The sequence below is a fragment of the Bacillus sp. DX4.1 genome (assembly GCF_030348195.1).
In the GTDB taxonomy this organism is placed as follows: domain Bacteria; phylum Bacillota; class Bacilli; order Bacillales; family Bacillaceae_G; genus Bacillus_A.
In genome coordinates this window covers 193,153-218,387 of record NZ_JAUCFT010000006.1, presented here as the reverse complement: position 1 = coordinate 218,387, position 25,235 = coordinate 193,153, and the positions used below count along the sequence as shown (strand labels likewise).

19 protein-coding genes and 6 pseudogenes are annotated in these 25,235 nt (G+C 34.0%); 16 read left to right on the top strand and 9 right to left on the bottom strand.

Features of this window, described 5'->3' with window-relative positions; genetic code table 11:
* Window positions 1-42: 42 nt before the first annotated feature.
* The gene (gene hfq / locus QUF99_RS01225; RefSeq protein ID WP_289368216.1) at window positions 43-231 is read right to left on the bottom strand and encodes an RNA chaperone Hfq; all 189 of its coding nucleotides are present in this window, start codon (window positions 229-231) and stop codon (window positions 43-45) included.
* Between the two features lie 374 nt (window positions 232-605).
* Between hfq and QUF99_RS01220 the strand changes: the two are divergent.
* A pseudogene (locus tag QUF99_RS01220) lies at window positions 606-1,313 on the top strand (IS6 family transposase).
* A gap of 308 nt (window positions 1,314-1,621) precedes the next feature.
* A complete protein-coding gene (locus tag QUF99_RS01215; protein ID WP_289368215.1) occupies window positions 1,622-3,295 on the top strand; it encodes a M4 family metallopeptidase in 1,674 nt (557 codons plus the stop codon).
* A 391-nt stretch (window positions 3,296-3,686) separates the two neighbouring features.
* Here QUF99_RS01215 and QUF99_RS01210 read toward each other — a convergent pair whose 3' ends face one another.
* On the bottom strand, window positions 3,687-4,373 hold the full coding sequence (locus tag QUF99_RS01210; RefSeq protein WP_289368213.1) for an IS6 family transposase: 687 nt from the start codon (window positions 4,371-4,373) through the stop codon (window positions 3,687-3,689).
* Window positions 4,374-4,651: 278 nt separating this feature from the next.
* On the opposite strand from QUF99_RS01210, the pseudogene pdxR reads away from it, so the two are divergent.
* The 3 genes and pseudogenes from pdxR to QUF99_RS01195 form a co-directional block, all read left to right on the top strand.
* Window positions 4,652-6,094 (top strand): annotated as a pseudogene (gene pdxR, locus QUF99_RS01205) (MocR-like pyridoxine biosynthesis transcription factor PdxR); the annotation flags it as partial.
* Window positions 6,084-6,998 carry a D-alanine--D-alanine ligase gene (locus QUF99_RS01200; RefSeq protein ID WP_289368211.1) on the top strand — a complete coding sequence of 305 codons (915 nt, stop codon included), beginning with the start codon at window positions 6,084-6,086 and terminating at the stop codon, window positions 6,996-6,998. The pseudogene pdxR and the gene QUF99_RS01200, both read left to right, overlap by 11 nt.
* A 110-nt stretch (window positions 6,999-7,108) precedes the next feature.
* Window positions 7,109-7,816, top strand: coding sequence for an IS6 family transposase (locus QUF99_RS01195; RefSeq protein ID WP_289368209.1), 708 nt, complete (start codon window positions 7,109-7,111; stop codon window positions 7,814-7,816).
* A gap of 66 nt (window positions 7,817-7,882) precedes the next feature.
* Here the strand turns inward: QUF99_RS01195 and QUF99_RS01190 are convergent.
* Window positions 7,883-8,524: pseudogene (locus QUF99_RS01190) on the bottom strand (IS4 family transposase); the annotation flags it as partial.
* Between the two features lie 65 nt (window positions 8,525-8,589).
* Between QUF99_RS01190 and QUF99_RS01185 the strand changes: the two are divergent.
* Window positions 8,590-8,850, top strand: a complete 261-nt coding sequence (locus QUF99_RS01185; RefSeq protein WP_000283313.1) for an SEC-C metal-binding domain-containing protein — start codon at window positions 8,590-8,592, stop codon at window positions 8,848-8,850.
* Window positions 8,851-9,121: 271 nt separating this feature from the next.
* On the opposite strand, the gene QUF99_RS01180 is transcribed toward QUF99_RS01185, so the two are convergent.
* Window positions 9,122-9,490: a hypothetical protein gene (locus QUF99_RS01180; protein WP_289368204.1), complete on the bottom strand. Its 369-nt coding sequence runs from the start codon at window positions 9,488-9,490 to the stop codon at window positions 9,122-9,124.
* Between the two features lie 5 nt (window positions 9,491-9,495).
* Window positions 9,496-9,948 (bottom strand): helix-turn-helix transcriptional regulator, encoded by a 453-nt coding sequence (locus QUF99_RS01175; RefSeq protein ID WP_289368202.1) that lies wholly within the window; start codon window positions 9,946-9,948, stop codon window positions 9,496-9,498.
* 673 nt (window positions 9,949-10,621) lie between these two features.
* Between QUF99_RS01175 and QUF99_RS01170 the strand changes: the two genes are divergently transcribed.
* The 3 genes from QUF99_RS01170 (at window position 10,622) to QUF99_RS01160 (ending at window position 11,545) form a co-directional block, all read left to right on the top strand.
* A complete protein-coding gene (locus QUF99_RS01170) occupies window positions 10,622-11,038 on the top strand; it encodes a DUF2178 domain-containing protein (protein WP_289368200.1) in 417 nt (138 codons plus the stop codon).
* Between the two features lie 13 nt (window positions 11,039-11,051).
* The gene (locus tag QUF99_RS01165; RefSeq protein WP_286123780.1) at window positions 11,052-11,252 is read left to right on the top strand and encodes a helix-turn-helix transcriptional regulator; all 201 of its coding nucleotides are present in this window, start codon (window positions 11,052-11,054) and stop codon (window positions 11,250-11,252) included.
* A gap of 80 nt (window positions 11,253-11,332) precedes the next feature.
* Entirely contained in the window at window positions 11,333-11,545 is a 213-nt protein-coding gene (locus tag QUF99_RS01160) for a hypothetical protein (RefSeq protein ID WP_289368195.1), read from the top strand.
* A gap of 346 nt (window positions 11,546-11,891) precedes the next feature.
* On the opposite strand, the gene QUF99_RS01155 is transcribed toward QUF99_RS01160, so the two are convergent.
* On the bottom strand, window positions 11,892-12,599 hold the full coding sequence (locus QUF99_RS01155; RefSeq protein WP_289368193.1) for an IS6 family transposase: 708 nt from the start codon (window positions 12,597-12,599) through the stop codon (window positions 11,892-11,894).
* Between the two features lie 375 nt (window positions 12,600-12,974).
* On the opposite strand from QUF99_RS01155, the pseudogene QUF99_RS01150 reads away from it, so the two are divergent.
* Window positions 12,975-13,124: pseudogene (locus QUF99_RS01150) on the top strand (IS6 family transposase); the annotation flags it as partial.
* Window positions 13,125-13,267: 143 nt separating this feature from the next.
* Window positions 13,268-16,621, top strand: coding sequence for a trifunctional glycoside hydrolase family 18/polysaccharide deacetylase/glycosyltransferase family 2 protein (locus QUF99_RS01145; protein WP_289368191.1), 3,354 nt, complete (start codon window positions 13,268-13,270; stop codon window positions 16,619-16,621).
* A 268-nt stretch (window positions 16,622-16,889) separates the two neighbouring features.
* On the opposite strand, the gene QUF99_RS01140 is transcribed toward QUF99_RS01145, so the two are convergent.
* A complete protein-coding gene (locus tag QUF99_RS01140; RefSeq protein WP_289368188.1) occupies window positions 16,890-17,447 on the bottom strand; it encodes a GNAT family N-acetyltransferase in 558 nt (185 codons plus the stop codon).
* Window positions 17,448-17,841: 394 nt separating this feature from the next.
* On the opposite strand from QUF99_RS01140, the gene QUF99_RS01135 reads away from it, so the two are divergent.
* Entirely contained in the window at window positions 17,842-20,172 is a 2,331-nt protein-coding gene (locus QUF99_RS01135) for a glycoside hydrolase (RefSeq protein WP_289368187.1), read from the top strand.
* A 209-nt stretch (window positions 20,173-20,381) separates the two neighbouring features.
* Here QUF99_RS01135 and QUF99_RS01130 read toward each other — a convergent pair whose 3' ends face one another.
* Window positions 20,382-21,089: an IS6 family transposase gene (locus QUF99_RS01130; RefSeq protein ID WP_289368186.1), complete on the bottom strand. Its 708-nt coding sequence runs from the start codon at window positions 21,087-21,089 to the stop codon at window positions 20,382-20,384.
* A gap of 626 nt (window positions 21,090-21,715) precedes the next feature.
* Here QUF99_RS01130 and QUF99_RS01125 point away from each other — a divergent pair.
* From QUF99_RS01125 to QUF99_RS01110, 4 genes and pseudogenes are all read left to right on the top strand, one after another.
* Window positions 21,716-22,438 (top strand): class I SAM-dependent methyltransferase, encoded by a 723-nt coding sequence (locus QUF99_RS01125; RefSeq protein ID WP_289368184.1) that lies wholly within the window; start codon window positions 21,716-21,718, stop codon window positions 22,436-22,438.
* Between the two features lie 165 nt (window positions 22,439-22,603).
* Window positions 22,604-23,203 carry a DJ-1/PfpI family protein gene (locus QUF99_RS01120; protein WP_289368182.1) on the top strand — a complete coding sequence of 200 codons (600 nt, stop codon included), beginning with the start codon at window positions 22,604-22,606 and terminating at the stop codon, window positions 23,201-23,203.
* Between the two features lie 791 nt (window positions 23,204-23,994).
* Entirely contained in the window at window positions 23,995-24,336 is a 342-nt protein-coding gene (gene tnpA / locus QUF99_RS01115) for an IS66 family insertion sequence element accessory protein TnpA (RefSeq protein ID WP_289368180.1), read from the top strand.
* Window positions 24,329-24,829 (top strand): annotated as a pseudogene (locus QUF99_RS01110) (IS66 family transposase); the annotation flags it as partial. The gene tnpA and the pseudogene QUF99_RS01110, both read left to right, overlap by 8 nt.
* Window positions 24,830-24,877: 48 nt before the next feature.
* On the opposite strand, the pseudogene QUF99_RS01105 reads toward QUF99_RS01110, so the two are convergent.
* Window positions 24,878-25,048, bottom strand: a pseudogene (locus QUF99_RS01105) (tyrosine--tRNA ligase); the annotation flags it as partial.
* Window positions 25,049-25,235: the final 187 nt, after the last annotated feature.

Below are 25,235 nucleotides of genomic sequence, written 5' to 3'. Positions count from 1 at the left end.
ACAATTTTTTTTTGATATGGTAACCCTTAAATCCAGTATGTATTACGTAGCAATTGTAGAAATGGCTTGTTTATAGACCAGCTGTTGCTTACCATTAACCATCATAAGGACAGTAAATCTATCCATTGCAATGATCTGTCCAGTTATGCGAACACCACTCTTTAAAACTATAGTGACTTCGCTTGTTTTCTCTTTCAATTGTTCATACATATCTTTTTGTAAAGTGTGCATATCGTTCCCTCCTTTTTTATAACCGTATCATACTTTAATTGAAATGCTGTTTTTGGGGTCTGTGTAGTAATGGAACCGAATCACGCAATAAGTATTAGCGGACATTATAAGCAATAAAAATGCTGCTTTTTCATGTTAAGATGTGGGTATTTTTGCCCACCCCCTCGAAAAGGGGGAATAACAAAAAAATATTGTAAAAAAGTCCTTATACATAAGGACTTTTGGTTACTTTTAAAAATAAACGTTTCAAAATATATACAATTATATTGACATGTTTCAAATAGGTTCTGGTGCAAAAACTATAAGGCTCATGTAACGAATCTTCGAAACTTGGACATACTGATACTAGTACTTTAAAAAAGGACGTGATTAGTATGGAAAAGCAAAACTTATTCAAGTGGAAACACTATCAGCCTGAACTCATCTTATGAACAGTAAGATGGTACCTGCGGTACAATTTAAGCTTTCGTAACCTGGTGGAAATGATGGAAGAACGAGGAGTATCAATCGCTCACACAACCATTATGCGTTGGGTTCATCAATATGGGCCTCAATTAGAAGAGAAAGTACGATATCATCTTAAATCAACAAATGACTCATGGAGAGTTGATGAAACCTATATCAAAGTAAAAGGTCAATGGATGTATTTATATCGTGCTGTAGATTCCGAAGGGAACACCATTGATTTTTTTCTTAGTAAATCAAGAGATAAACAAGCAGCCAAGCGCTTTTTCAAGAAAGCCTTGGCTTTTTCGTATGTTTCTAAACCTCGCGTGATAACAGTAGATAAGAACCCCGCTTATCCTGTAGCAATTCGAGCGTTGAAAGAAGAAAAGCATATGCCTGAAGGCATAGAGCTAAGGCAAGTTAGATATCTCAATAACATAGTGGAACAAGATCATCGTTTTATTAAGAAACGTGTTCATTCTATGTTAGGGTTCAAGTCTTTTGGCACAGCTACATCCATTCTTGCAGGAGTGGAAGCTATGCATATGATTAAAAAAGAACAGATTGATTTACGGGATCAGTCTGTCCAAAACCAGAAAGAATTCATCCATCGATTGTTTGGGCTTACAGCATAAAATAGAATTCCGCTAGAAATATATGAGCTATAGTCTCTTTTATTTTATCTTTGCACCAGAACCCCAGAACCGATTAAAAGAACTTGAATAAAGTTCTTTTTTAATTTGTAATTAAATCCCAGAGTGGCCCCTCATACCCAGAATCATTTCCATACCCCAACAAGAAATAGGAAAATTCTCTAAAATATGAATAATACAAAATTTAATATATGCAATTTTGCATTAATGACTACAAGAATATGTTTTTTTTGTATACTCCCTAATAAGATGCATCTTTATTATACGTAGTATTAAGAGGAGAGATAGAAATGAAGAAATCCGTCGTTACATTACTAGCAACCGGAATGGTTTTAGGTGCTCCATTTTCAAGTGCCTTTGCAGCAGAACAAGTATCGCAGCAAGAAGCCTTGAACAAAATGGAGGTCGTTCAAAAACAGTGGAATGATGAACAAGGAAATCCATCCTTCCTTTCAGGGGAATTATCTGATGGAAAAGTGGATTCAGAAAAAGCAGTAAAAGCGTTCCTTGAAGAAAATAAAGAATTATTTAAAATCAACCCACAAACTGACTTAACACTGAAAGAAGTAAAGTCAGATGATTTAGGAATGAAACATTATGTGTACATTCAATCTATTAATAAAGTTCCAGTTGATGGGGCACGTTTCATTGTTCATACAAATCGTGATGGAAAAGTAACAACAGTAAACGGAGACGTACATCCCGCTGCTGCTGACCGTTTGAAAGAAAATACAAAGGCAAAGATCTCAAATGAAACTGCCCTTTCAAATGCATGGAAACATATTAATCTAGCAAAAAAAGATACATTTGTAGAAACAAGTGGAACTCAGCTAGAACAAATTAAAGAAACCGCAAAATCTACAAATGAAAAGGCAGATTTAGTTGTTTATGAAAAAGACGGGAATTATTACTTAACTTATAAAGTACAATTACAATTCATTAAACCTTATGGAGCAAACTGGAAAATCTATGTAAACGCAGAAGATGGAACAATTGTAGATTCATATAATGCAGTTACAGATGCAGATACTCCGCAAAAAGGCTATGGCATCGGCGTATTTGGTGATCGAAAAAACCTGAATACAACTTATAGCAGTCAATCTGGAAAATACTATTTAAAAGACACAACAAAGCCGATGAATGGTGGCTTTATTGAGACAGCTACTGTTAATCATATCTCTGATTACGAGAATATAAAAAATTACTATCTATTCGATACAGATAATGCTTGGGTAGATAAGAACCAAGCTCCTGCAGTTGATGCTCATTTTAATGCAGGAAAAGTATATGATTATTATAAAAATGTTCATAACCGTAACAGTTTTGATGGAAAAGGTGCAACGATTCGTTCTGGAATCAATTTCGGAACCAACTACAATAATGCATTCTGGAATGGACAACAAATGATTTATGGTGATGGCGATGGTGTTGAATTCGCACCGCTGTCAGGTTCTCTTGATGTTGTTGCACACGAACTAACACATGCGGTAACTGAAAAGTCAGCTGAGCTTGAATACCTAAATCAATCCGGGGCACTAAATGAATCTTTTTCTGATGTATTTGGATATTTCGTTGATCCAGCCAACTGGGATTTAGGAGAAGCTGTATATACGCCTGGAGTTAAAGGAGATGCACTTCGCAGCTTATCAAATCCTGAAAAGTATGACCAACCTACTCATATGAATGATTATCAATATTTACCACCAACAGAAGAAGGAGACAATGGAGGCGTACATATCAATAGCGGTATTCCAAATAAAGCTGCTTATTTAACAATCAATGCTATTGGTAAAGAAAAAGCAGAAAAAATCTATTACCGTGCTTTAACAACGTACCTTACACCAACAAGTGATTTCAGCAAGGCACGTGCTGCTTTATTACAATCTACTGCTGATTACTACGGTGTTAACAGTACGACATATCAAGCTGTACAAAAAGCTTGGAATGACGTAGGAGTAAAATAATAGTTTCATTGATAGAAAAATGTAAAAGGACACACTTGCTAGGAGTATCTGGCGAGGGTGTCCTTTTTCACTGTATTAGGGATGGTTTTGGTGCAAGAAATCTAGTAAACTTGGACATACTGATACTAGTAGGGGTACAGCCGAGATACGTGTATATCTCGGCTGTACCCGTGTTAAAGTCTCGTAAAAAAAGTGATAGGTCGGCAATATAATCTCCATTCTGTTCTTTTCGGTTCCGGTGCAAAAACTTCAAGATACATGCAAGTAGCCTCTAAATTTTGGACATACTGATACTATTACTCTAAAAAAGGTGTGTGATCGGTATGAAAAAGGAGGTTCTGTTGCAAAGTTTCCGAAGACATAAAGAGATGGGGAATATTGCAGACCAGTTTTATGAAACTATTAATAATTCATGTAATGCGTTATACGTCGAAAAAACGAAGTTTGGTTGAAGACTTCGCTTTTGTTTGTATATGGCATGAACAGTTTCTATATCTTTAATAGTACGTGAGGCATGGCGAAGACTTTGAAAGCCTAAGGAACGGGAAAATCGACGTTTCACATGTCGATGATCTTGCTCGATGATATTATTGAGGTACTTTATTGTACGATGAAAGGTATTTTTGTAAAGACCTATCTCCTTTAATTTTTTGAATGCGGAAGCTAAAGAAGGAGCCTTATCTGTCGTCAGAACCGTTGGTTCTCCAAAAGTTCGAGCGAGTCTTTTCATAAAAGCATATGCTGCTTGTTTGTCTCGTTTTTGACGAAGTTGAATATCAAGTGTTTGTCCCTCTTTATCAATTGCTCGATATAAATAACACCACTTTCCTTTAATTTTGATATAGGTTTCATCCAAACGCCAAGATAACAATGTGTTTTTGTTTTTCTTCTTCCAAATTTGATAGATAAGATTTCCATATTCATGAACCCAGCGCATGATAGTTGTTGGATGAATAGAAATACCACGTTCTTTGAGAATTTCAGACACATCGCGATAGCTTAAAGAAAAACGACAATAGTAGCCAACGGCTACCAAGATAATATCTTTCTCGAACTGTTTTCCTTTAAAATATCCCATTTGGTACGCTCCTTGTTTGTTTTTTACAGAGTTTAGCTTACTTTAGAAAACTTTGCAACAGAACCCTTTTTTGTAGTTTGGACTTATAGCATATTGCAACAGAACCTTAATTATTATTGGATAAGAGAGTGAAGGGAATTTAAACTTACCACGTTATTGATATCAAAGTTGTATGAATGGTGCCTAAAACCATACCGCTGGTTAAAGAAAATACATACGTTGTGGACCTTTTGGGATAGATATAGTTATGTAAAAATGATAGCAAGGGGGGCAAGGAAGTGTTTAATGATTTTAAGCTTGTGGATGATCGTCCAGTTTATATTCAATTAAAGGATCATTTTAAAAAAATGATTATGAAAGGACACCTACTGGAGCACCAGAAGCTTCCATCTACCCGAGAACTTAGTAAATTATTATCGGTCAGCAGAACTACCGTTCTCACTGCTTACGCGGATTTAGAACAAGAATGTCTAATCTATGCAATAAAAGGAAAAGGAAATTTTGTAGGGAAAGTCGAAACATCCAAAACTCCATCCATCGAACTAAACTGGAAAGAAAAGCTCAATGAAGCTACCTTGCTAGCTGATGAATTAGACTTAATGAAGCACGGTGTTCGCTGGAAAAAAGGCATGATTTCATTCAATAGCATTGCCCCAGACGAAAAGCTTTTTGATGTCGAAAATTTTAAAAGGGCTTTTTTGACCCGGATGTCCATTGAAGGAGATATCGTTTTGAACTACGGATATGCAAAAGGTTATAAACCCCTAATTAATTACCTTCTTCACTATATGGAAATGAAAGGAGTAGATATTTCCAATAAGGATATTCTTATCACTAATGGCTTCACCGAGGGTCTGGATATTTTATTGTCTTCCTTAGCTAAAAAATCTGGGCGTATTATTTGCGAAAACCCTACCCATCATGCCGCATTAAAGCTTTTTCGATTACATGGATTTGACATCCACGGGATAGAAATGAGGGATGATGGTATCGATATTTGTCAAGTTGAGAAAAGCTTATCCGAAACGGAGTTTGATTTTGCATATCTAATCCCGTCCTATCATAATCCTACCGGGATTGTCACCTCCTCTGAAAAAAGGACTGAAATTATGAAACTTTTTTCTAAATATCAAATTCCTATCGTGGAGGATGGATTTAATGAGGAATTACGTTATTCAGGTTCCCATTTAGCACCATTATTGACTTTCGCGGGACCTGGAAACAATGTTATCTATATCAGCAGCTTTTCAAAAATTCTTTTTCCAGGCTTACGTGTTGGCTGGATTTTAGCAGATAAGGAATTAATCCGCTGCTTGGAAAGTATGAAAAGGGCACGGACTATTCATACATCCACACTGGATCAGGCAGTGTTTTATCAATATTTGCAGGATGGCTATTTCGAAAAATATTTAAAAAAGGCCAAGTCAGTTTATAAGAAAAAATATGAACTAGCTCTTCATGCTTGCAATCAATACATTCATTTTAAAAGAATGACTGGGGATGGCGGAATTCATCTTTTTATAGAGTTAGAAAAAGGAATTAATTCACGTACACTTTTGAAAAAATGCTATCAAAAGGGAGTTGTTTTTTCTCCTGGGGATGTTTTTTACACGGATGGAGGCGGAAGTAATACGTTTCGATTAGGATTTTCCCGGTTAAAAGAAGAGGATATTATCCATGGAATTAGAATAATTGGTGATACCTTGAAAAATGAAAATTGGCGTTATTATGGGAGGAGTGTCCTCCGAAAAACAAGTGTCCCTCATGACAGGGGAAGAAATGATTGCACATTTGGATAAGAGTAAGTACGAAGTTGTGCCTATTAAACTAAATGACAAAAAAGAGCTTGTTGAAAAGGCAAGAAATCTGGATATTGCCTTGTTAGCGCTTCACGGAAAATACGGGGAGGACGGCACGATTCAAGGTACACTGGAAACCCTCGGCGTACCATATACCGGAAGTGTCATGCTATCAAGCGGTATTTGTATGGATAAAAACATTTCGAAAAAAATTATTCGTTATGAAGGCATTCAAACACCGGATTGGATTCATATTTCGAATATGGAAGAGCTTCAGTTGGATGAATTAGACAAAATGGGGTATCCGTTAGTGGTAAAACCAAATTCGGGTGGTTCCAGTGTAGGGGTAAAAATAGTATACGATAAGGATTCTTTATTATCGTCGCTTGCCGATGTATTCGAATGGGATTCTGAAATAGTTATTGAAAAGTATATAAAGGGCGAAGAAATTACGTGTTCTATTTTTGACGGAAAGCTTTTACCAATCATCTCGATCCAACATGCGGCTGAGTTTTTTGACTATAATGCGAAATACAATAATGCCGCTACGATTGAAGAGGTTGTAGAACTTCCAGTTGCAATACATGCAAGTGTCGCCGATGCTGCAATGGCCTGCTATAGAGTATTAAAATGCAGTGTTTATGCTAGAATTGATATGATCGTAAAGGATGGAATCCCATATGTCATGGAGGTTAATACATTACCGGGGATGACAAAAAATAGCTTACTGCCCAAAAGCGCTCATGCGGCAGGAATCACCTATAGCAAGCTATTGGATATGATTATTGAAACCTCCTTACAGGTTAGGAGAAGCGAAGGTTTTTAATAGAAACATAATTAAAGGCGGTTCTGGTGCAAAAACTATAAGGCTCATGTAACGAATCTTCGAAACTTGGACATACTGATACTAGTACTTTAAAAAAGGACGTGATTAGTATGGAAAAGCAAAACTTATTCAAGTGGAAACACTATCAGCCTGAACTAATCTTATTAACAGTAAGATGGTACCTGCGGTACAATTTAAGCTTTCGTAACCTGGTGGAAATGATGGAAGAACGAGGAGTATCAATCGCTCACACAACCATTATGCGTTGGGTTCATCAATATGGGCCTCAATTAGAAGAGAAAGTACGATATCATCTTAAATCAACAAATGACTCATGGAGAGTTGATGAAACCTATATCAAAGTAAAAGGTCAATGGATGTATTTATATCGTGCTGTAGATTCCGAAGGGAACACCATTGATTTTTATCTTAGTAAATCAAGAGATAAACAAGCAGCCAAGCGCTTTTTCAAGAAAGCCTTGGCTTTTTCGTATGTTTCTAAACCTCGTGTGATAACAGTAGATAAGAACCCTGCCTACCCTGTAGCGATGCAAGAGTTGAAAGAAGAGAGCCATATGCCCGAAGGCATACAACTAAGACAAGTTAGATATCTTAATAATATAGTGGAACAAGATCATCGTTTTATCAAGAAACGTGTGCGTTCTATGTTGGGATTTAAGTCATATAAAACAGCAACTTCTATATTGAGTGATGTGGAAGCCATGCATATGATAAAAAAGGGACAAATTGATTTACAGAATCAGTCTGTCCAAAATCAGAAAGAGTTCATCCACCGAGTGTTTGGACTTATAGCATAAAATACGATTCCGTTAGGAATCTACTATCATCCATGTTCTTCTTCATATATTTGCACCAGAACCCCCTTTTTTCTGTATCGCATCTAAATCAATTAAACTAAAATAACCTAAATCTCGTATGCATAGGTCTTGTAAATCAACAGTATGTTGAACTTTTTTTCCATAATTCACATCATTTTGTTTGCCAGGTCCCACTTCAACATGTAAAAACTGTCCACTCAGCAAATCATATTCTAGTTGTATTTTCACACCAGAAGCCTTTCCGCTTCCTCCAGATCCAGGATAGGACGCTGCAAGTTGATCCGAGACTTGAAATGTAGTAGCATCTAGAATCCGAATACGACGAAAGTATGCTGAAAAAGAAGAAGGAAGAGGCCTCGTGGATAACAATTGTTTTTGTAATAACCGTGAGAATAGAGAGCGTAAAAATTCCACTGCTTTTGTATTTAGCCTGAGATTCAGTCCTTCCGGACTGATAAGGACACCTGTTTCTGATTCTAAAATGCCACATAATCGAGCCAGAGAATGACTCGCAGTATCTTGTCCCATCCCAATACATAATGAAGATAGATCTTGTGCCCGAAATTTACTCGTACGTTGAACAAACTGAGTTTGTTTGGCAAGTTCGGTTAATGCTTGTGGTGAAAAGCTACGTTGTAATTCCTCTGCAAGTAGTCGAAACACTTGAGAGCTAGAAAATTTTTTCATAGATATTCCTCCACTTTTTCTTAAATTTTATACATTAGAAAGAAAAAGGAAAGAGGGAATCAGACATGTATCCACTGGGTTCGAAAGAACATCCCATCATCGTAAAGGTTTCGTCTCAAACAAGAGCAGAGAAAGTGGCTGCGATTTGTGAGGCATACAATTTTTACTACATAGTTGGGCTAGAATTCAATGAAGATATATCGGATTTAAAAAAAGCAATCAAAGATTGCTCAAGACCAGCAAATATTTATGAGAATTGTCCATGTAACAGTGGTAAGAAATACAAATTTTGTTGCATGAACAAAGAAATTGAGTTAGATATATAAAAATGAGATACTCCCATTTTTTTTCGGTTTGGGGGTATCTCATTTTAGTTAGCTTGATGGCGATGTTCACGTACCCCAATAACGATAGTATGCAAAGTAGCTAATAAAGTGTACATAATATCCGGAATTTAGATGTTATTGCCCAGTATGAGTAGTTCTTGAAAAATAGACTACAACTGGGCTATTCGTGTTTCTTATTCGAATGTCCGCTAATGCTTATTGCGTAAAAAAGTTCCATTGCTACACAGACCCCGAAATACTAAATCCGTAATTATTTTTTTCCTTCATTTTGATTGAATAGGAAAATTGCTACTAAAAATACCGTAGCTACATTAATTACAAGGGCAACAATATTTAAAAAGTCAGTTATCGGACAAAATACAATAATCAATGATGTTACTGCGACAAATAATGGAATTACCTTATTTGTGTTTGTGACTAGTTGTTTCTTGTAAAAATGTCTTAGTATGAAATAAATACCTATTAAGATTGGTGCAGTAAGGAATACTCCAAAATATCCCCATGCATCTTCAATAAACCAAGGGAAAAAGCGCATACGTGAAGTAAAGATAAAAAGATTTAGTATGATAGTTCCTACTAATAGGCTATTTAATATAATGACTTTCTTGTTTTTCTCCATTTTAATTACTCCTTAGTTAATTCGTAAAAACGATTCATGACTTCTTTCTCTTCAAACGTGCTATACCAACGATACTCACTATCATCTAAAATACGAAAATGCTGACTAATCACATTTTGTTGTACTCGAAACTTTCCTTTTTTCGTAATCTCATTCCAAAACATGTTTCCACCTAATGTTTTTACTTTTGGAGTATTCATACCATCGTGAGCTAGTGTTTCAATTACTTCAAAAGGTTCTTCTCCTAAAATATGTTTTAAGATTTGACTATCCTTAAATAAAGCACAAACTACGACTGCATTCGTCCAACCAATGGATGTTCTTTCTTTTTCAACTTGAACCAGTGTCTTTTTAGAAATCCCTAGAACAGTAGCCATTTTTTCTTGAGAATATCCCCTTTCAAGACGAATCAGTCGAACATTCTTAGAAATCAAATCAATTACAGTTTCTTTATTCAAATAACATCACCTTCATGGGTTAGTGTTCATTTCTACTAATAGTGTAATATTACACTATTGGTTACCTTTTGTAAAGGGGAGTCATATTGGGGAATATTTACATTAGTTGATAGTTGTTTATGTCTCAAAGAGTGTGTTTTTTAACCTTTCTAATGTCCGCTACTGTTTACTACGTGATTTGGTTCCTTTGCTACGCACCCCCCCTTTATCATTTAAAAACTACGCAAATTATCTCCTAAAGTTATATACATAGACCTTTTGGATCATTTATGAATTGTTGTAAACTAGTATCCCAAAAACGATGGTTTTTGGTAATGGAACTGGATATTTTATATTATTTAAAGAGTTTACTTTGCGGTTCATAACAAGAACCCTGTGACTACCCCATATCAAAAAAAGAAAAATATAGGAACTATGTTCTAATCAATTTGTAATTTAAATCCCTGAAAAACATGGTCGCACAGTCACTGTTAAACGCAACTTCTAGAGCAATTTATACAGCTATGGATAAATAAATGGAACTGAAAACACGATTATTATTAGTAAAACTGAATTTAGTATTAACGAGATTCTAAAACAAATTAATTCTAGACATTCTCTTCAAGGTAGTGTAATATGAAGTTTGCTTCACATGAAGTAAACTTCATACGGGACTGTGTTAGGAGTGATTTGTTTGAAAAATAGATTTAAAGAGCTTTATTTATGTTCGTTTGCAATAATTGCAATGGGTTTTTTTGAAATATTTTTTGATCACACTGAAGCTAATTTTAGTGAAGGTTTTTATTGGGGGAATTTAAAGATATTTACAGGAGCAATGCTTTTAATTTTCGCGTTAGTTTCTCAAACTAAATACAAATCTAATCACAAACAGTTAGAAAAAGAGCTATCAAAGGAATATGATGAAAGGGATGATTTAATAGAAGGGAAAGTTGCACAATTCACCATAAGTATTCTAATGATTATAATTATTCTTATGATGTTCCTTTCGAAATGGGTTATAATTCCAACAAATACTGGGCTATTTCTTATAATAATATGTTGCCTAATTACTAAAATATTAGCTAAAAAATATTATAATGGTTTTCTTTAATTAGGAGATTTCTATGAAAAATAGAATAAAAGAGTTGCGTTTAAAACATGGAATAACACAACAAGAATTAGCTGATAAAGTATTTGTATCTTCACGAACGATTATTTCGTTAGAAAAACAACAATATAATCCATCTGTTTTACTAGCATATAGAATATCTGTGGTTTTTAACTTATCAATTGAAGAAGTTTTTATATTTGAAGAAGATGACTAATAGTAGTATATAAGTACAATTAACGAGAAAAATTTAAACAATATAGTAAAATACGAATAATGAATAGAGGTAAATATATTATGATTTTAAAACTATTATTTATACTTTTTGGAGTAGTCTTAGTATTATGGGGTATATATAGAATGAAAACGGATGATGCATTTGTAGGAAAAACACAAACAAGGAAAAACATTTTTAATTTCTTGATTTTAGGAGAGACGTCTGGACTCGGACAATTATTAGGTGGAATATTGTGTATAATTTTAGGGATTTTATCTTTTATTATTAAGTAATTGATAAAATTAAGGAGTTGAGCTGTGTTTTTAAGTTTAGCTCCTTTTTTGGTTGCGGTGTAAAAATTTCAAGATAATGGTAACTAATCTTGGGACTTGGACATACCGCTACTAATACTGTAAAAATTAATAAAGTATCCTATTACGATTCCTACACCTTGTGTGGGTATTATGTCATTATTAAAAGACACTCTTATGGGTTCTGGTGCAAGGAATCTATGAAATTTGGACATACTGATACTAGTACTTTAAAAAGGACGTGATCAGTGTGGAAAAGAAATTTGGTTCTGGTGCAAAGATTGTATTTATTTGAAAAAGGTATATAGATCTCTATTGGAATCTGTTCTTATGCCACCATTCCAAATAGTTGATGAATAAACTTCACTTCATTTTGGACAGACTTGTCCCGTAAAATAAGTTGGCCTTTTTTAATGATATGCATCGCTTCTATTCCTGAAAGAATAGATTTAGCTGTACGAAAAGATTTCAATCCTAACATTGAACGAACTCTCTTTTTAATAAAACGATGATCTTGTTCTACAATGTTATTCAGATATTTTATCTGCCTTATTTGGATGCCTACAGGCATCTTTTTCTCTTTCTTCAACTCAGCAATGGCCATAGGATAGGCTGGATTCTTGTCTACTGTGATCACACGGGGCTTTGAAACATGAAAAGACCGCAAAGCTTTTTTGAAGAATCGCTTTGCACCCTTGTGGTCTCTAGTTTTGCTTAAGTGAAAATCAATCGTATTTCCTTCTGAATCAACGGCACGATATAGGTACATCCATTGACTTTTAACTTTCACATACGTCTCATCGACGCGCCAAGAATCATTGGTTGGCTTAAGATGACGTCGTACCCGCTTATCTAATTCAGGACCATATTGATGAGCCCAACGCATGATTGTGGTATGAGCAAGAGATAAGCCACGTTCTTCCATCATTTCGACTAAATCACGAAAACTGAGATTGTACCGTAGGTACCATCTGACTGTTAACAAAATAATATCAGGTTGATAATGTTTCCACTTGAATAAATTTTGCTTTTCCATACTGAACACGTCCTTTTTAGAGTACTAGTATCAGTATGTCCAAGTTTAGAAGATTACTTGCAAAAGTCTTAAAGTTTTTGCACCAGAACCACTTATTTGGAATTGTATCATAATCTGGAATTGAACAGATTGTGTAGGTTCTCTATGTCTCTATTAAATGATTTTTGCACCAAAACCGAATATTGATATGTGAGGGTTTTACTGCCCGCGAATAGCGAGATAAAACGAATGCGAGTATTTTCACATATGAATCTATGAAAAAGTTGATGAAATTGTCAGCTTTTTATTTTTGAAAAAAATTGTTTATCTATTTTTATAAAAAAATATTTTTTTGACCCCCATAAAATTTTTATTTCCTCCGAATATGTATAGTGAAGAAAGCAATTAGAATTGAAATCATTTCGTACAGCAACCTTGATTTTGAGAGGTATCGAAGCCATGCATATGATGAAAAAAGGGCAACTTCACCAAAGGGTGAAATCTGCCCAAAATGAGGTTGAAGTCATTCATAAGATATCGGATTAGTCGTTTGATCTCAAAGTTAACAGGAAATTACTGTTCTATATTCCTATTAAGCTATTTTCGCACCAAAACCCTAGAAGGTCTATCTATTAAAATAGTTTGCGTTTGTACTTAGAATAAAAAGAAAAGGAGTATGTAAAAAAATAATGGAGAAAAAAATTCAACAAGAGAAAGATAACTCAAAACCCGTTTTTTATGATCCTAAAGGAAGAAGAAAACTAGCTTTTAGTTGGTTTCTATGTATCTCAATAGTTAGCATAAGTATTGTATTGTATTTTTTCTTTCGAAGTATTTTTTCAACACCAGAAATTCCAAATATGAATCCTTCTGTAAAGCAAGATACTAAACTTGTACCTATTAATCAAAAACTCAGCGACCAGCAGTTAAAGAAGGAAGAATTCAAATCTCCTAATACCGAAATAAACAATAATGAAAATTCCGAAAATTCAACAGACAATGGCGAACAACCTAAAGAAGTTTATGGTTTTTATGTAAACTGGGATGAAAATAGTACTGCTTCTTTAAAAGAAAATATCGATTCATTAACCATGTTAGTTCCAGAATGGTATCACTTAAAAGCAAACTTAACAATTAGTAGTGAGATTAAACCTGAGATTGTAAAGTTAGCAAAAAAAAATCATGTAAAAATTATGCCTTTGCTTACTAACTATACGCAAGAAGCTTCTGGTCCTGATAGTAAACTTATTCATAAGTTACTGAATGCTCCAGATAATGTACAGACAAAGTTTATTAATGATTTAGTAAAGCGAATTGAAGAGAATCAATTTGCAGGTATTAATATTGACTTTGAGTCAATACCTGAAGGCGATAGAGATAAATTAACAAATTTCATGAAAGAACTTACTACTGTCTTTCACAAACATCATTTGCTTGTGACGCAAGATGTCCCCGCTAATGATAAAACCTTTGATTATGGGGCATTAGCCAAAGTAATAGATCGTATGATTGTAATGATGTATGATGAACACTATGGAGCAGGTACACCAGGACCAATTGCTTCAAATAAATGGTTTGAACATACGCTCAATCATTTAAATATTCCCTCTGAAAAACTTATAGTTGCTTTCGGTAACTATGGATATGATTGGGAAGTAAAGAGCAAAAAAACTGCGAAGTCTTTAACTTTCTCAGAAAGTATGAAAATGGCTCATGATTCAAATATAAAAATTCAATGGGATAAGATAAGTGGAAACCCTTATTTTCGATATAAAAAAGGAGCGAAAGAACATACTGTTTGGCTCTTAGATGGTGTTACTCTTTATAATCAAGTAAAAATCGCAACGAAAAACAATGCAAAGGGGTTTGCCTTATGGAGACTAGGAGCAGAAGATCCTACTGTATGGAAAGCATTAAAAGATCCTACAGAGGTACAAAATAATCCCGATACATTACATAAAATCGCTAGTTTAGATGAAGTAAAATATTCTGGACAAGGAGAAATTTTACAGATTGAGAATGCAAAGAAAAATGGATTCAGAGATTTTAAAGTAAGCAAAGAAGGTTATCTTACAGATGAAGTGTATCAATCACTACCATCTTCATATCAAGTGAAACGCTATGGAAAACCAAAAGGAAAACAAGTAGTACTAACATTTGATGATGGGCCAGATCCTAAATACACACCGGAAATCCTAGATATATTAAAAGAGTATAAAATAAAAGCAGCCTTTTTTGTACTTGGTGAAAACGCCCAACTAAATCCTAGTATTGTTAAAAGAATATACGATGAAGGCCATGAAATTGGCAATCATACCTTCAAACATCCTAACGTAGCTGATACGTCTTTACTACGAACAAAAGTAGAACTGAATACAACTCAGCGCCTGATTCAGGAAATAACTGGACATTCTACGGTTTTATTTAGGCCACCATATGAAGCGGATGCTGAGCCGGATTCACCAAATGAAATATTGCCTATTTTGCGTGCACAAAATATGAACTATACAATGGTTGCAGAAAAAGTTGATCCTGAGGACTGGGCGACGCCATCAACAAATGAATTGGTAAAGCGTGCTCTTAATTCCATTTATAAGGGGGAGGGAAATGTTATTCTTCTCCATGATGCAGGAGGGAATCGTGCCCATACGGTAGAGGCGCTGCCAATTATTATTAAAGACCTTAAAAAGCATGGATATAGTTTTGTGACAATTTCAGATTTAATGGATAAAGAACGAGATGAAGTCATGCCTCCCGTTTCTTCTGAGGATAAGCAATATTTACTTTACAATAAAGCTGTTTTTTCAGGAGCGGGATATTCTAAACATATATTAACAACTATTTTTTATATTGCTATTGGATTAGGTATTTTCCGATTCTTATTTTTAATTTATTTTGCATTCAAGCAAAAAAGGAAAACAAGATCTCGTTTATTTACTAATTCGTCTTATCAACCTTTCGTTAGTGTTGTGATAGCAGCATATAATGAAGAGAAGGTTATAACCAAGACGATTCGCTCAATTTTGGATAGTGATTATAGAGAGTTTGAAGTTATTGTTGTTGATGACGGATCGAAAGATGGTACGTCAAAAGTAATTCAAGAAGCATTTCATAAACATCCTAAAGTTTGTTTAATTCAGAAAGAAAATGGTGGGAAATCATCCGCAATGAATTTAGGATTTCAAAAATCACGAGGAGAAATCATTGTCACTTTAGATGCGGATACTATTATTGCGCAAGATGCTATTTCTCTAATGATTAGACACTTTGAAGATCATAATGTAGCAGCAGTTTCAGGCAATGTCAAAGTGGGAAATAGACGAAATTTGTTAACTACTTGGCAACATGTTGAATACATTACAGGATTTAATTTAGAACGCAGAGCTTTTGATGAGTTGAATTGTATCACGGTAGTTCCTGGAGCTATTGGAGCATGGCGTAAAAAGAATGTAGTTGAATCTGGATATTTAAGTGAAGATACACTTGCAGAAGATACGGATCTTACTATAACATTTTTACGTCAAGGGCATAGAATTGTATATGAAGAAAAAGCATATGCTTATACGGAGTCGCCTGAAGATGTGAAAAGTCTCATTAAACAGCGATATCGTTGGTCGTATGGTACACTCCAATGTCTTTGGAAGCATCGAAAGGCATTGTTTAATGCAAAGCATAAAACATTAGGGTTTGTTGCATTACCTAATATGTGGTTGTTCCAATATGTCCTGCAATTCATTGCTCCTTTAGCAGATATATTAATGATTATGGGGATGTTTGGTAGTAATCCTCTAAAAGTTTTAGGATTTTATCTTGTGTTCTTTGCAATGGATCTTCTCGCTTCTCTTTTTGCATTTAAATTAGAGAAAGAGAGTCCTAAACCATTAGCATGGTTAATTTTACAACGCTTTATTTATCGTCAATTTATGACGTATGTTGTAATTAAATCTGTATTTTCATCTATTCGAGGGGTAGCGGTAGGATGGAATAAATTGAAGAGAATGGGAAGTGTTAAGCACTCCTCTGAACATAATGAGGCATCATAAGAGAGCAGACTATCTGCTCTCTTTTTGATATGGTGACCCCTAATTGGAGATTCTATAGGTGGATTTTTGGGCGCTTTAATTTATGATAACTTTAACATCCAAACTATGTTAATTATTTACAGTTTAGGAACAGTAACAATAGCTCTAGGTTATTTTGCATTTTATAAAATACAAATAAAAAATGCAGAACAAAAAACACATCATTTAAATATTTAACTTATGGAAATTTACACATTAAAAAAGAGTCCTAAAATAAATAGGACTCTCTTCACATTTTATTCAATTCCCACTCTTTTCGTAAAATCCCCATTTTAACCGCATCAAAATATTCACCATTTACCATTCTCGCTTGTCTTATTCTCGCTTCTTCTTTCATCCCTAATTTTTTTGCAACTTTCATCATTCTTAAATTTCCTGACCAAGTTGACATCCCTAATCGATGCAATTCAGTAAATCTGAATAGAAAATCAATCCAAAGTTTATAAGCTTCAGTACCATATCCTCCATTCCAGTATTCCTTATCATAAATAACAATACCAGTTTCTAACCAATTAGTATGTTTATCTACCCAATAAGAACTTACAGTACCAATTAATTCATCTCCTACAAAAATAACTAACGCATCAGGTACTTTTTGAATAGACAAACAATTATCTTTCCATTTTTGTATGAATTCTTCTTTTGATATTTTAGGTTCAATTATATATGGACCATTCCATTTCTTTGCTTCTTGTTCTTCTTCTTCAAATTTCCAATAATATAATTTATCAAGATCTTGATCAGTAGCTTTTTTTAATATAATTTTTTCTCCAACAATTTTAATCATACAAAATACCCCTTTTTGTTTAAAATTACCATAAAAAGGGGTAGCACGCACATTTTAACGTTTTTATACGCTAAGAGATTCTTAAAACTCATTGCTACTAATTCCAATTGAGATTTTGATTTAGAGATTAGTTTTGAGACACATTTCAAGCTATTTTCAGCTTATTTTAGGTTAAATTTCATTTGTCTCAAATACCCTCGTTTTTGAGATTTGGTAAATTGCTTAGAGTAGTAAAATCAACGTTTTTTACATCGGAATTTGCTTAGGGGGCACGGCAAGAATTCGTTCTTTTTTGAGCCACTCATCATGAAGCTAAATAATAATAAAATATATTGTCACATTCCTGTCACAATGTATTTGTATGATAGAAATACAAAAAAGGAGGTTTATAAGTATGAATAAAAAAATGAACAAGCTAGTCATTCCAATTTTGATGAGTTCAATATGTCTTACATTACCATCCCTGAGTTATGCGCAACAAAAGGATATTACAACAAAGGGACAAAACGTAGTTTCTCAATACAAAAATTTCACTTTTGATGTGAATCCTGAAACCGGTGAAATTTTTGTGGAAAAAGATGGTGTAAAAGAAAACGCTTCCTTACCACTACCGAAGAAAAAAATAACAAATCTGATAAAAAAAGATGATTGTATATCATGGAGTTATCCAGATGACCAAATAGATGTGAAGATTGAAAAGAAAGAGTCTTATTTAAATATTAAGTTAAAATCTACTAAGTCTGAAGGAGCTAATGAATTTACATGGCCTAAAGTAAGCGCGGACAGCTATACGTTACCATTATGGGAAGGAAAAAATATACCTAGCAATGATCCAAACTGGAAAGAATATTTAAAAGATGAAGACATGTCATTCATAGAACGTTTTTCTATGAGATTCTTTGTATTGAACAAATCTAAATATTCTATTATGTATATAGCGGATAATATGTATAATGATAATATTCATTTCACTGCTGATTCCGATATACAGTTTAGTTTTACACATCAATACCCTTCTAATAATAAGAATAAAGAATATGGATTTAGATTATATATAACAGATAAAAACCCTGTTTCGATGGCAAACATTTATAAAAATTATATAAAGGAACAGGGAGAATTTAAGACCCTAGAAGAAAAAGCAAAAACAAATTCGAACATTAAAAAATTATATGGTGCTCCTCATATTTATTTTTGGGATCACCCTGGGATTTCAGTAGAAAATATCAAGTGGGATAAATTCACACAAAAAATGGATGAGGCATTTACAAATTGGATTGCACAATTGTTACAAGCAAATACGGAAGATGGTTCAAAAGATTTTGAAACTGTTATGCAAGATATTAAAAATAAACAAGCTATCGATAAAAGTCAACAAAAAGTAATAGTTAATGCGATAAATCAGGTATTAAAATTAGAACAACTTTATAATAAAGACATTTTTAGTAATCCAGATACTGGAACAAATGAATTGTTGAAAAAAGGAATCCAAAACTTGAGTGAACAAGAACTATATACACTGAATAAAGGATTAATTAAGAGTAAGTTAACAGATACAGTAGATGAAGTAAGCAGATGGGAACAGAAAGAAACAACAGATGTTTTAGTTGATATGAAGAAATCGAATGTTAAAAAAGCATGGATAGGTTTACCTAATTGGGCTAATGGATTAATGAATCCCAAAATGGTAGAAGAAGCAAATAGAATGGGGTATTTAATCAGCCCTTATGATTCATACCACTCGATTCATGAAGTTGGAAGTAGAGATTGGAATACTGCTTCTTTTAAAGATAAAACTTTATATGAAAATGCTACAATATCGAATGAAAAAGGAGAAAAAATAGGCGGCTTCTTAGGAAAAGGAAGAAAGTTAAATCCAACTTTATCCTTACCTAGTGTGAAAGAACGTGTAGGTGATATTTTACAAAATAATATACCGTTTAATTCTTGGTTTGTCGATTGCGATGCTACAGGCGAAATTTACGATGATTATTCTCCAAATCACATTACTACTCAGGAACAAGATGTAAAAGCAAGACTGCAAAGAATGAAATATATTAGCGAAGAAAAACATATGGTAGTCGGATCAGAAGGTGGGAATGACTTTGCTAGTAATATAATTGCCTTTGCGCATGGAATAGAAACACCTGGGATTTGGCCCGACTCTGATATGAGAGATAAAAAGAACCCATATTATGTAGGCGGATATAAATCCACTTCACCAGATGGTGCTATTCCAGAATCGAATGCCAAAACAATACCAATCAAACCTATTTATAAAAATATTTATAATAATCCTGTATATTCAATTCCGTTATATAAACTTGTATATAATGATTCAATTATTACTACTCACCAATGGTCATGGGGAAGTTTTAGAATTAAGGATGAGATAGGAAATAGAATGTTATCTGAAATGTTGTATAATGTACCACCTTTATATCATATTGATAAAAATGAATGGGAGAAAAGTAAATCCATCATTACCTCTTATTTGAAAGTATGGTCTCCATTTCATGAGAAAGCCGTAACAAAACCAATGACTAATTTTGAAGTATTGTCTGAAGATCGGCAAGTTCAAAGTACGACATTTGGAAAAAATATGAAAGTGATTGTGAATTTCTCAAACCAAGATTTTATATATAACAATGAGAATATAAAAGCAAAAACAGCTATAGTATATGACGGGAAGAAAAAGAGTATATTAGAAGTTCCTAAATACTAAGATACATGATATGGTAACTGCTGTTAAAAATTCTGAACCAAGGAGATCCGTTCGAAGGGTTTGATTTTTTTAATCATATGTTTACCTCCTTACATAAAATGACGTAGAATATGTATTCTGCGTCATTTTTTAGTATGATTAATAGGAGGGTTTTGGTGCAAAAATATTAGATAGAAACATAGAGTAGCAATTTCCCCTACATTTCTATTTTATGAAGCTAAGCCAAACAATTTACGAATAAATTCTTTCTGGTTTTGGACAGATTTGTCCATTAAAACAAGTTGCCCTTTTTTCATCATATGCATGGCTTCAACACCACTCAATATAGAGATTGCTGTTTTAAATGACTTTAATCCTAACATAGAACGAACTCGTCTTTTAATAAACCGGTGGTCTTGTTCCACAATGTTATTAAGATATTTTACCTGCCTTATTTGAATGCCTACGGGCATCTTTTTCTCTTTCTTCAACTCTTCAATTGCCATAGGATAGGCTGGGTTCTTGTCTACTGTGATAACACGGGGCTTTGAAACATGAAAAGACCGCAAAGCTTTCTTGAAAAAGCGCTTTGCAGCCTTATGATCTCTTGTTTTACTTAAATAAAAATCAATCGTATTTCCTTTTGAATCAACGGAACGATATAGGTACATCCATTGACCTTTGACTTTCACATATGTCTCATCGACTCGCCAAGAATCATTGGTTGGCTTAAGATGACACCTTGATCGCTCATCTAATTCAGGGCCATATTGATGAACCCAGCGCATGATGGTTGTATGAGCAATAAATAGCCCGCGTTCTTCCATCATTTCGACTAAATCACGAAAACTGAGATTGTACCGTAGGTACCATCTTACGGTTAATAAAATAATATCAGGTTGATATTGTTTCCACTTGAATAGATTTTGCTTTTTCATACTGATCACGTCCTTTTTTAGAGTACTAGTATCAGTATGTCCAAGTTTGGGAGATTACTTCCAGATATTTTGAATTTTTTGCACCAGAACCGCTGTTTATATAAGTTTACATAACACCTCTTATCAGTAGTCAATCTATCTAGGAACCTAAAAAAATCTTCTTCAGAAAATCTGAAGGGGATTTACGTTCACATAAGTACAATTTTCTGTACACAGGGTAAAGTAAGGTGGAAAATGTCATCCTTTTTAATCTGGTGCAGATAAACTTTTGGGAATATCCATACAGGGTTAAAGGAAGAGATTTATTTAACAAGAACGTGTAATCATTTTCTGTAAAAATATTGTAATATTTGTAATGATAAGTTTAAAAAATAGAAATTAATCTTTAATTCTAACAGCATTTTTAAACGTATGATGAGTTTTTAATAAAAAGTAAACCAATTCCTTTAACGTGATATAAAAGAAAAAATTGGGACCTTTATGTGTGTTAAATGACTATAAATAGAAATGTTTAGGGTATTTAAGTTTACTTCAATTTAAAGTAATTTTAACACCGATGAAACAACAATTTTTAGAATTATTAGTACAATTAAAGTGTAAAATTTAATTGTAAAGAAGGGATCATTTTGAGAGAAACAATTAGTAGTTATGAAGATTTATTAGAGATGTTAGATTCATTATTACGTGAACCAACTCAGTTTTGGGATGATTTTTATTCTAATCGTGAAAAAGGAATCCCCTTTTTTGCTAATAAACCAGATGAGAATTTAGTAAAATATTTTGAGAAAAAATTACTTAACTCAGGAAGAGTCCTGGAACTCGGATGTGGTCCAGGTAGGAATGCAATTTACTTTGCTAAAAAAGGATGTTTAGTTGATGCAGTAGATTTATCGCAAGAATCAATTCAATGGGCAACAGAACGAGCGAAAGAGCAAAATGTAAATGTAAATTTTATTTACGACAATATTTTTGACTTACAAATTGAAGAGGAAGCATATGATATTGTGTATGATTCAGGATGTTTTCATCACATTGCTCCACACAGAAGAATGAGTTATATAAATTTGGTAAAAAAAGCTTTAAAACCAAAGGGGCATTTTGCAATCACTTGCTTTGTTCAAGGTGGAGAATTAGGTGGAGCAGACATAACAGATTGGGAAGTATACAGATTACGAAGTCTTAAGGGAGGACTAGGCTTTACAGATGAAAAGCTAAGAACCATTTTTAAAGACTTCTCTGAAATAGAAATACGTAAGATGAAAGAAATTGAACAATCAAATGAAGTATTTGGTGTGCCTGCGCTATGGACAGCTTTATTTATGAAAGGGGTACAGCCGAGATACGTGTAAAAATAGGTCATAAGCTTACTTTTATTTACAGCTATGACCTATTGTACTTATAGAGGTATTGCTTCTTCTATTGGATGGGGGATTTTTTGTAAATCAATTACATGATCGCCGAATCGTTTTATATGTCTACGATTCACAAAAGAAAGCATATGAGGTGTAATAAAAATGAAAATACAAATTGTATTGTTTGACGGCTTCGGAGAGCTTGTCTCTTTCGCACCTTTTGAGGTACTCAAAAGAGCGATAGAAGAAGGGGCTCCATTTACGGTTGAACTAATATCAAGTGAACCAAAAAAAGAAATTACTACTTCGTTTGGAGTTACGGTTAAACTAAATGATTTTTTACGAATGGATAATCGTCCAGATCTGTTAATTGTACCTGGTGGTGGCTGGAATCATAAAGCTGAACATGGGGCACGAAAGCAAGCAGAGCTTGGAACCTTGACCGAAATGATTAGAGAGATGCACAACGAAGGAACGATCGTTGCTGGAGTTTGTACAGGAGGTATGCTACTAGCTGCCTCCGGTATATTGAATGGTCGAAAGGCGACGATGCACTATTTGGCGCAGAATGAAATCATTGGATACGGGGCAGAGCTTCTTCGTTACAGAATTGTTGATCAAGGGAATATTATCACTGCAAGAGGAGTCACTTCAGGACTTGATTTGGGGCTTTGGATCACGGAAAGGTTCGCAAGCCCCAAAATTGCAGCTGCCGTTGAATATAGAATGGAATACGAGAGGCGAGGTGTTGTTTGGAGTTAATTTGAATTCTTTTTTATTGGCTTAATCACAGGGTTCTTGCTGTAGACCGCAAAGTAGCTATTCGTATATATAAAATTGAAGTCAATCCTGGCTTTTTTTATTGTTTGTTTTTCCCTAAACTAAAAGTGTAGGTAGCTATTTTATACAGAGGGAGAGACAAGCACGAAGAAGAATTGGAAATAAAAGTAATTCTATGACCTATTTTTACACGTATCTCGGCTGTACCCCATGCCCCTCAACTTAAGAGATTTTAATACTCTTAAATAGGGGTCTGTGTAGTAATGGAACCGAATCACGCAATAAGCATTAGCGGACATTATAAGCAATAAAAATGCCGCTTTTTCATGTTAAGATGTGGTGATTTTTAATTTCACAAGCCATTTTTAGAAAATATTCAAAGACATATCTCATGTGGAATGTCCTATAAGTATCATTAGCGGACATCACATCACTAAAAATAGGCATTTTATGTCCACTAATATACGAAATAACCCTTAAAATAAATGTCCGCTAATACTTGTTGCGTAAAAAAGTTCCATTGCTACACAGACCCCTCTTTTCTTTTTACATGGAAAAAGCAAAAGAAGAACGAATTTCATATAAATGCCATTAATGCCTTTTATAAACAAAAGCACAATCTTCAAACAGACTGTGCTTTTTCAGCGTATAAATAATCACAAAAATTAACAATGGCTACATAACATTTAAGTAAGCGTCAAATATTCCCCACCTACAATTTGTAAATAACCCATGCGATAATCTCCTTACATGCTACATGTGGAGGTTTTTTTATGAAAAAACACCTATTAAAGAAAGAATGGGAAGCTTATATTCAAGACTATAAAAACAGTGGATTATCAAAAGCTGCTTGGTGTCAAAAACAGAACCTACCAGTTCATCAGCTATATTACTGGCTGGAAAAATTATCGCCTGAAACTGAAGATCAGGATAAAAATGAGCGTGCGACTTGGATTTCTATGAAGGTCCCTGTCATAGAAGAAGAAATACATGCCACTATTCGAATTCACATGAAAGAAGCAACCATTGAATTAGATGTTCCTTTTACTCCACAGGTGCTCCTACAAGTGATGCAGACGGTGAAAAACAACAATCATATCAGAAGTAGCGATTGAAAGGAAGCTCAAACATGTCAATCCTACAGAACGATATGAGCAGCGACTAAAAAAAAGCAGGCCCATTCTGGACCTTTTTTCAGCATGGCTTCATGAGCAGAAAGATCGTGTTCTACCCAAAAGCGCTCTAGGGAAGGCCATCAATTATTGTTTGAATCAATGGAATCATCTTGAAGTTTTCTTATTAGACGGTCATTTAGAAATCGATAACAACAGAAGTGAACGTTCTATTAAACCGTTTGTAATTGGGAGAAAAAATTGGATGTTCTCAAATACACCGCGAGGTGCTAGAGGAAGTGCCCTCATGTATAGTGTGATTGAAACCGCAAAAGAGAAGAATTTAAGTCCCTATCATTATCTTCTTTATTTGTTTGAAACACTCCCCAATATCGATTTAAACAATAAAAAAGAAATTGATAAAGTCTTGCCATGGTCAACGGATTTACCGTCTAGATGCAGAGTATCGAAAAAAAGTGAAGCAAACAAAAAATAACTCCAAAATTAACTTTTGTCGTACATTTTGGAGTTATTTGACGTTTACGAAGCGTTTCATCATCATGAATGGAATTAAATACCCAATGTGCATACTGTCACCAGTTGGATTTACACCACAGTACAAGGAAATCTTTTTCTTTTCTACTAATTCACGTAACCCTGCATCTGTTTGTTGATTAATGGCGTCACGCCATCCTAATTCATCAATGATGTTCATGATTTTCTAGCTCCATTAATGATAAGAATTCTCTTTTAAAATTTGCCTAAAAACAATCGTATTATCACCGTGACTGTACCATTATGCTACTCTGCTTAGCATAACCATAGATACTTCGAATTTTAATTCATAAATTTATTTATTATAATTCTAAAATAAATATTTTAAAATGCTTCACATTTTACTG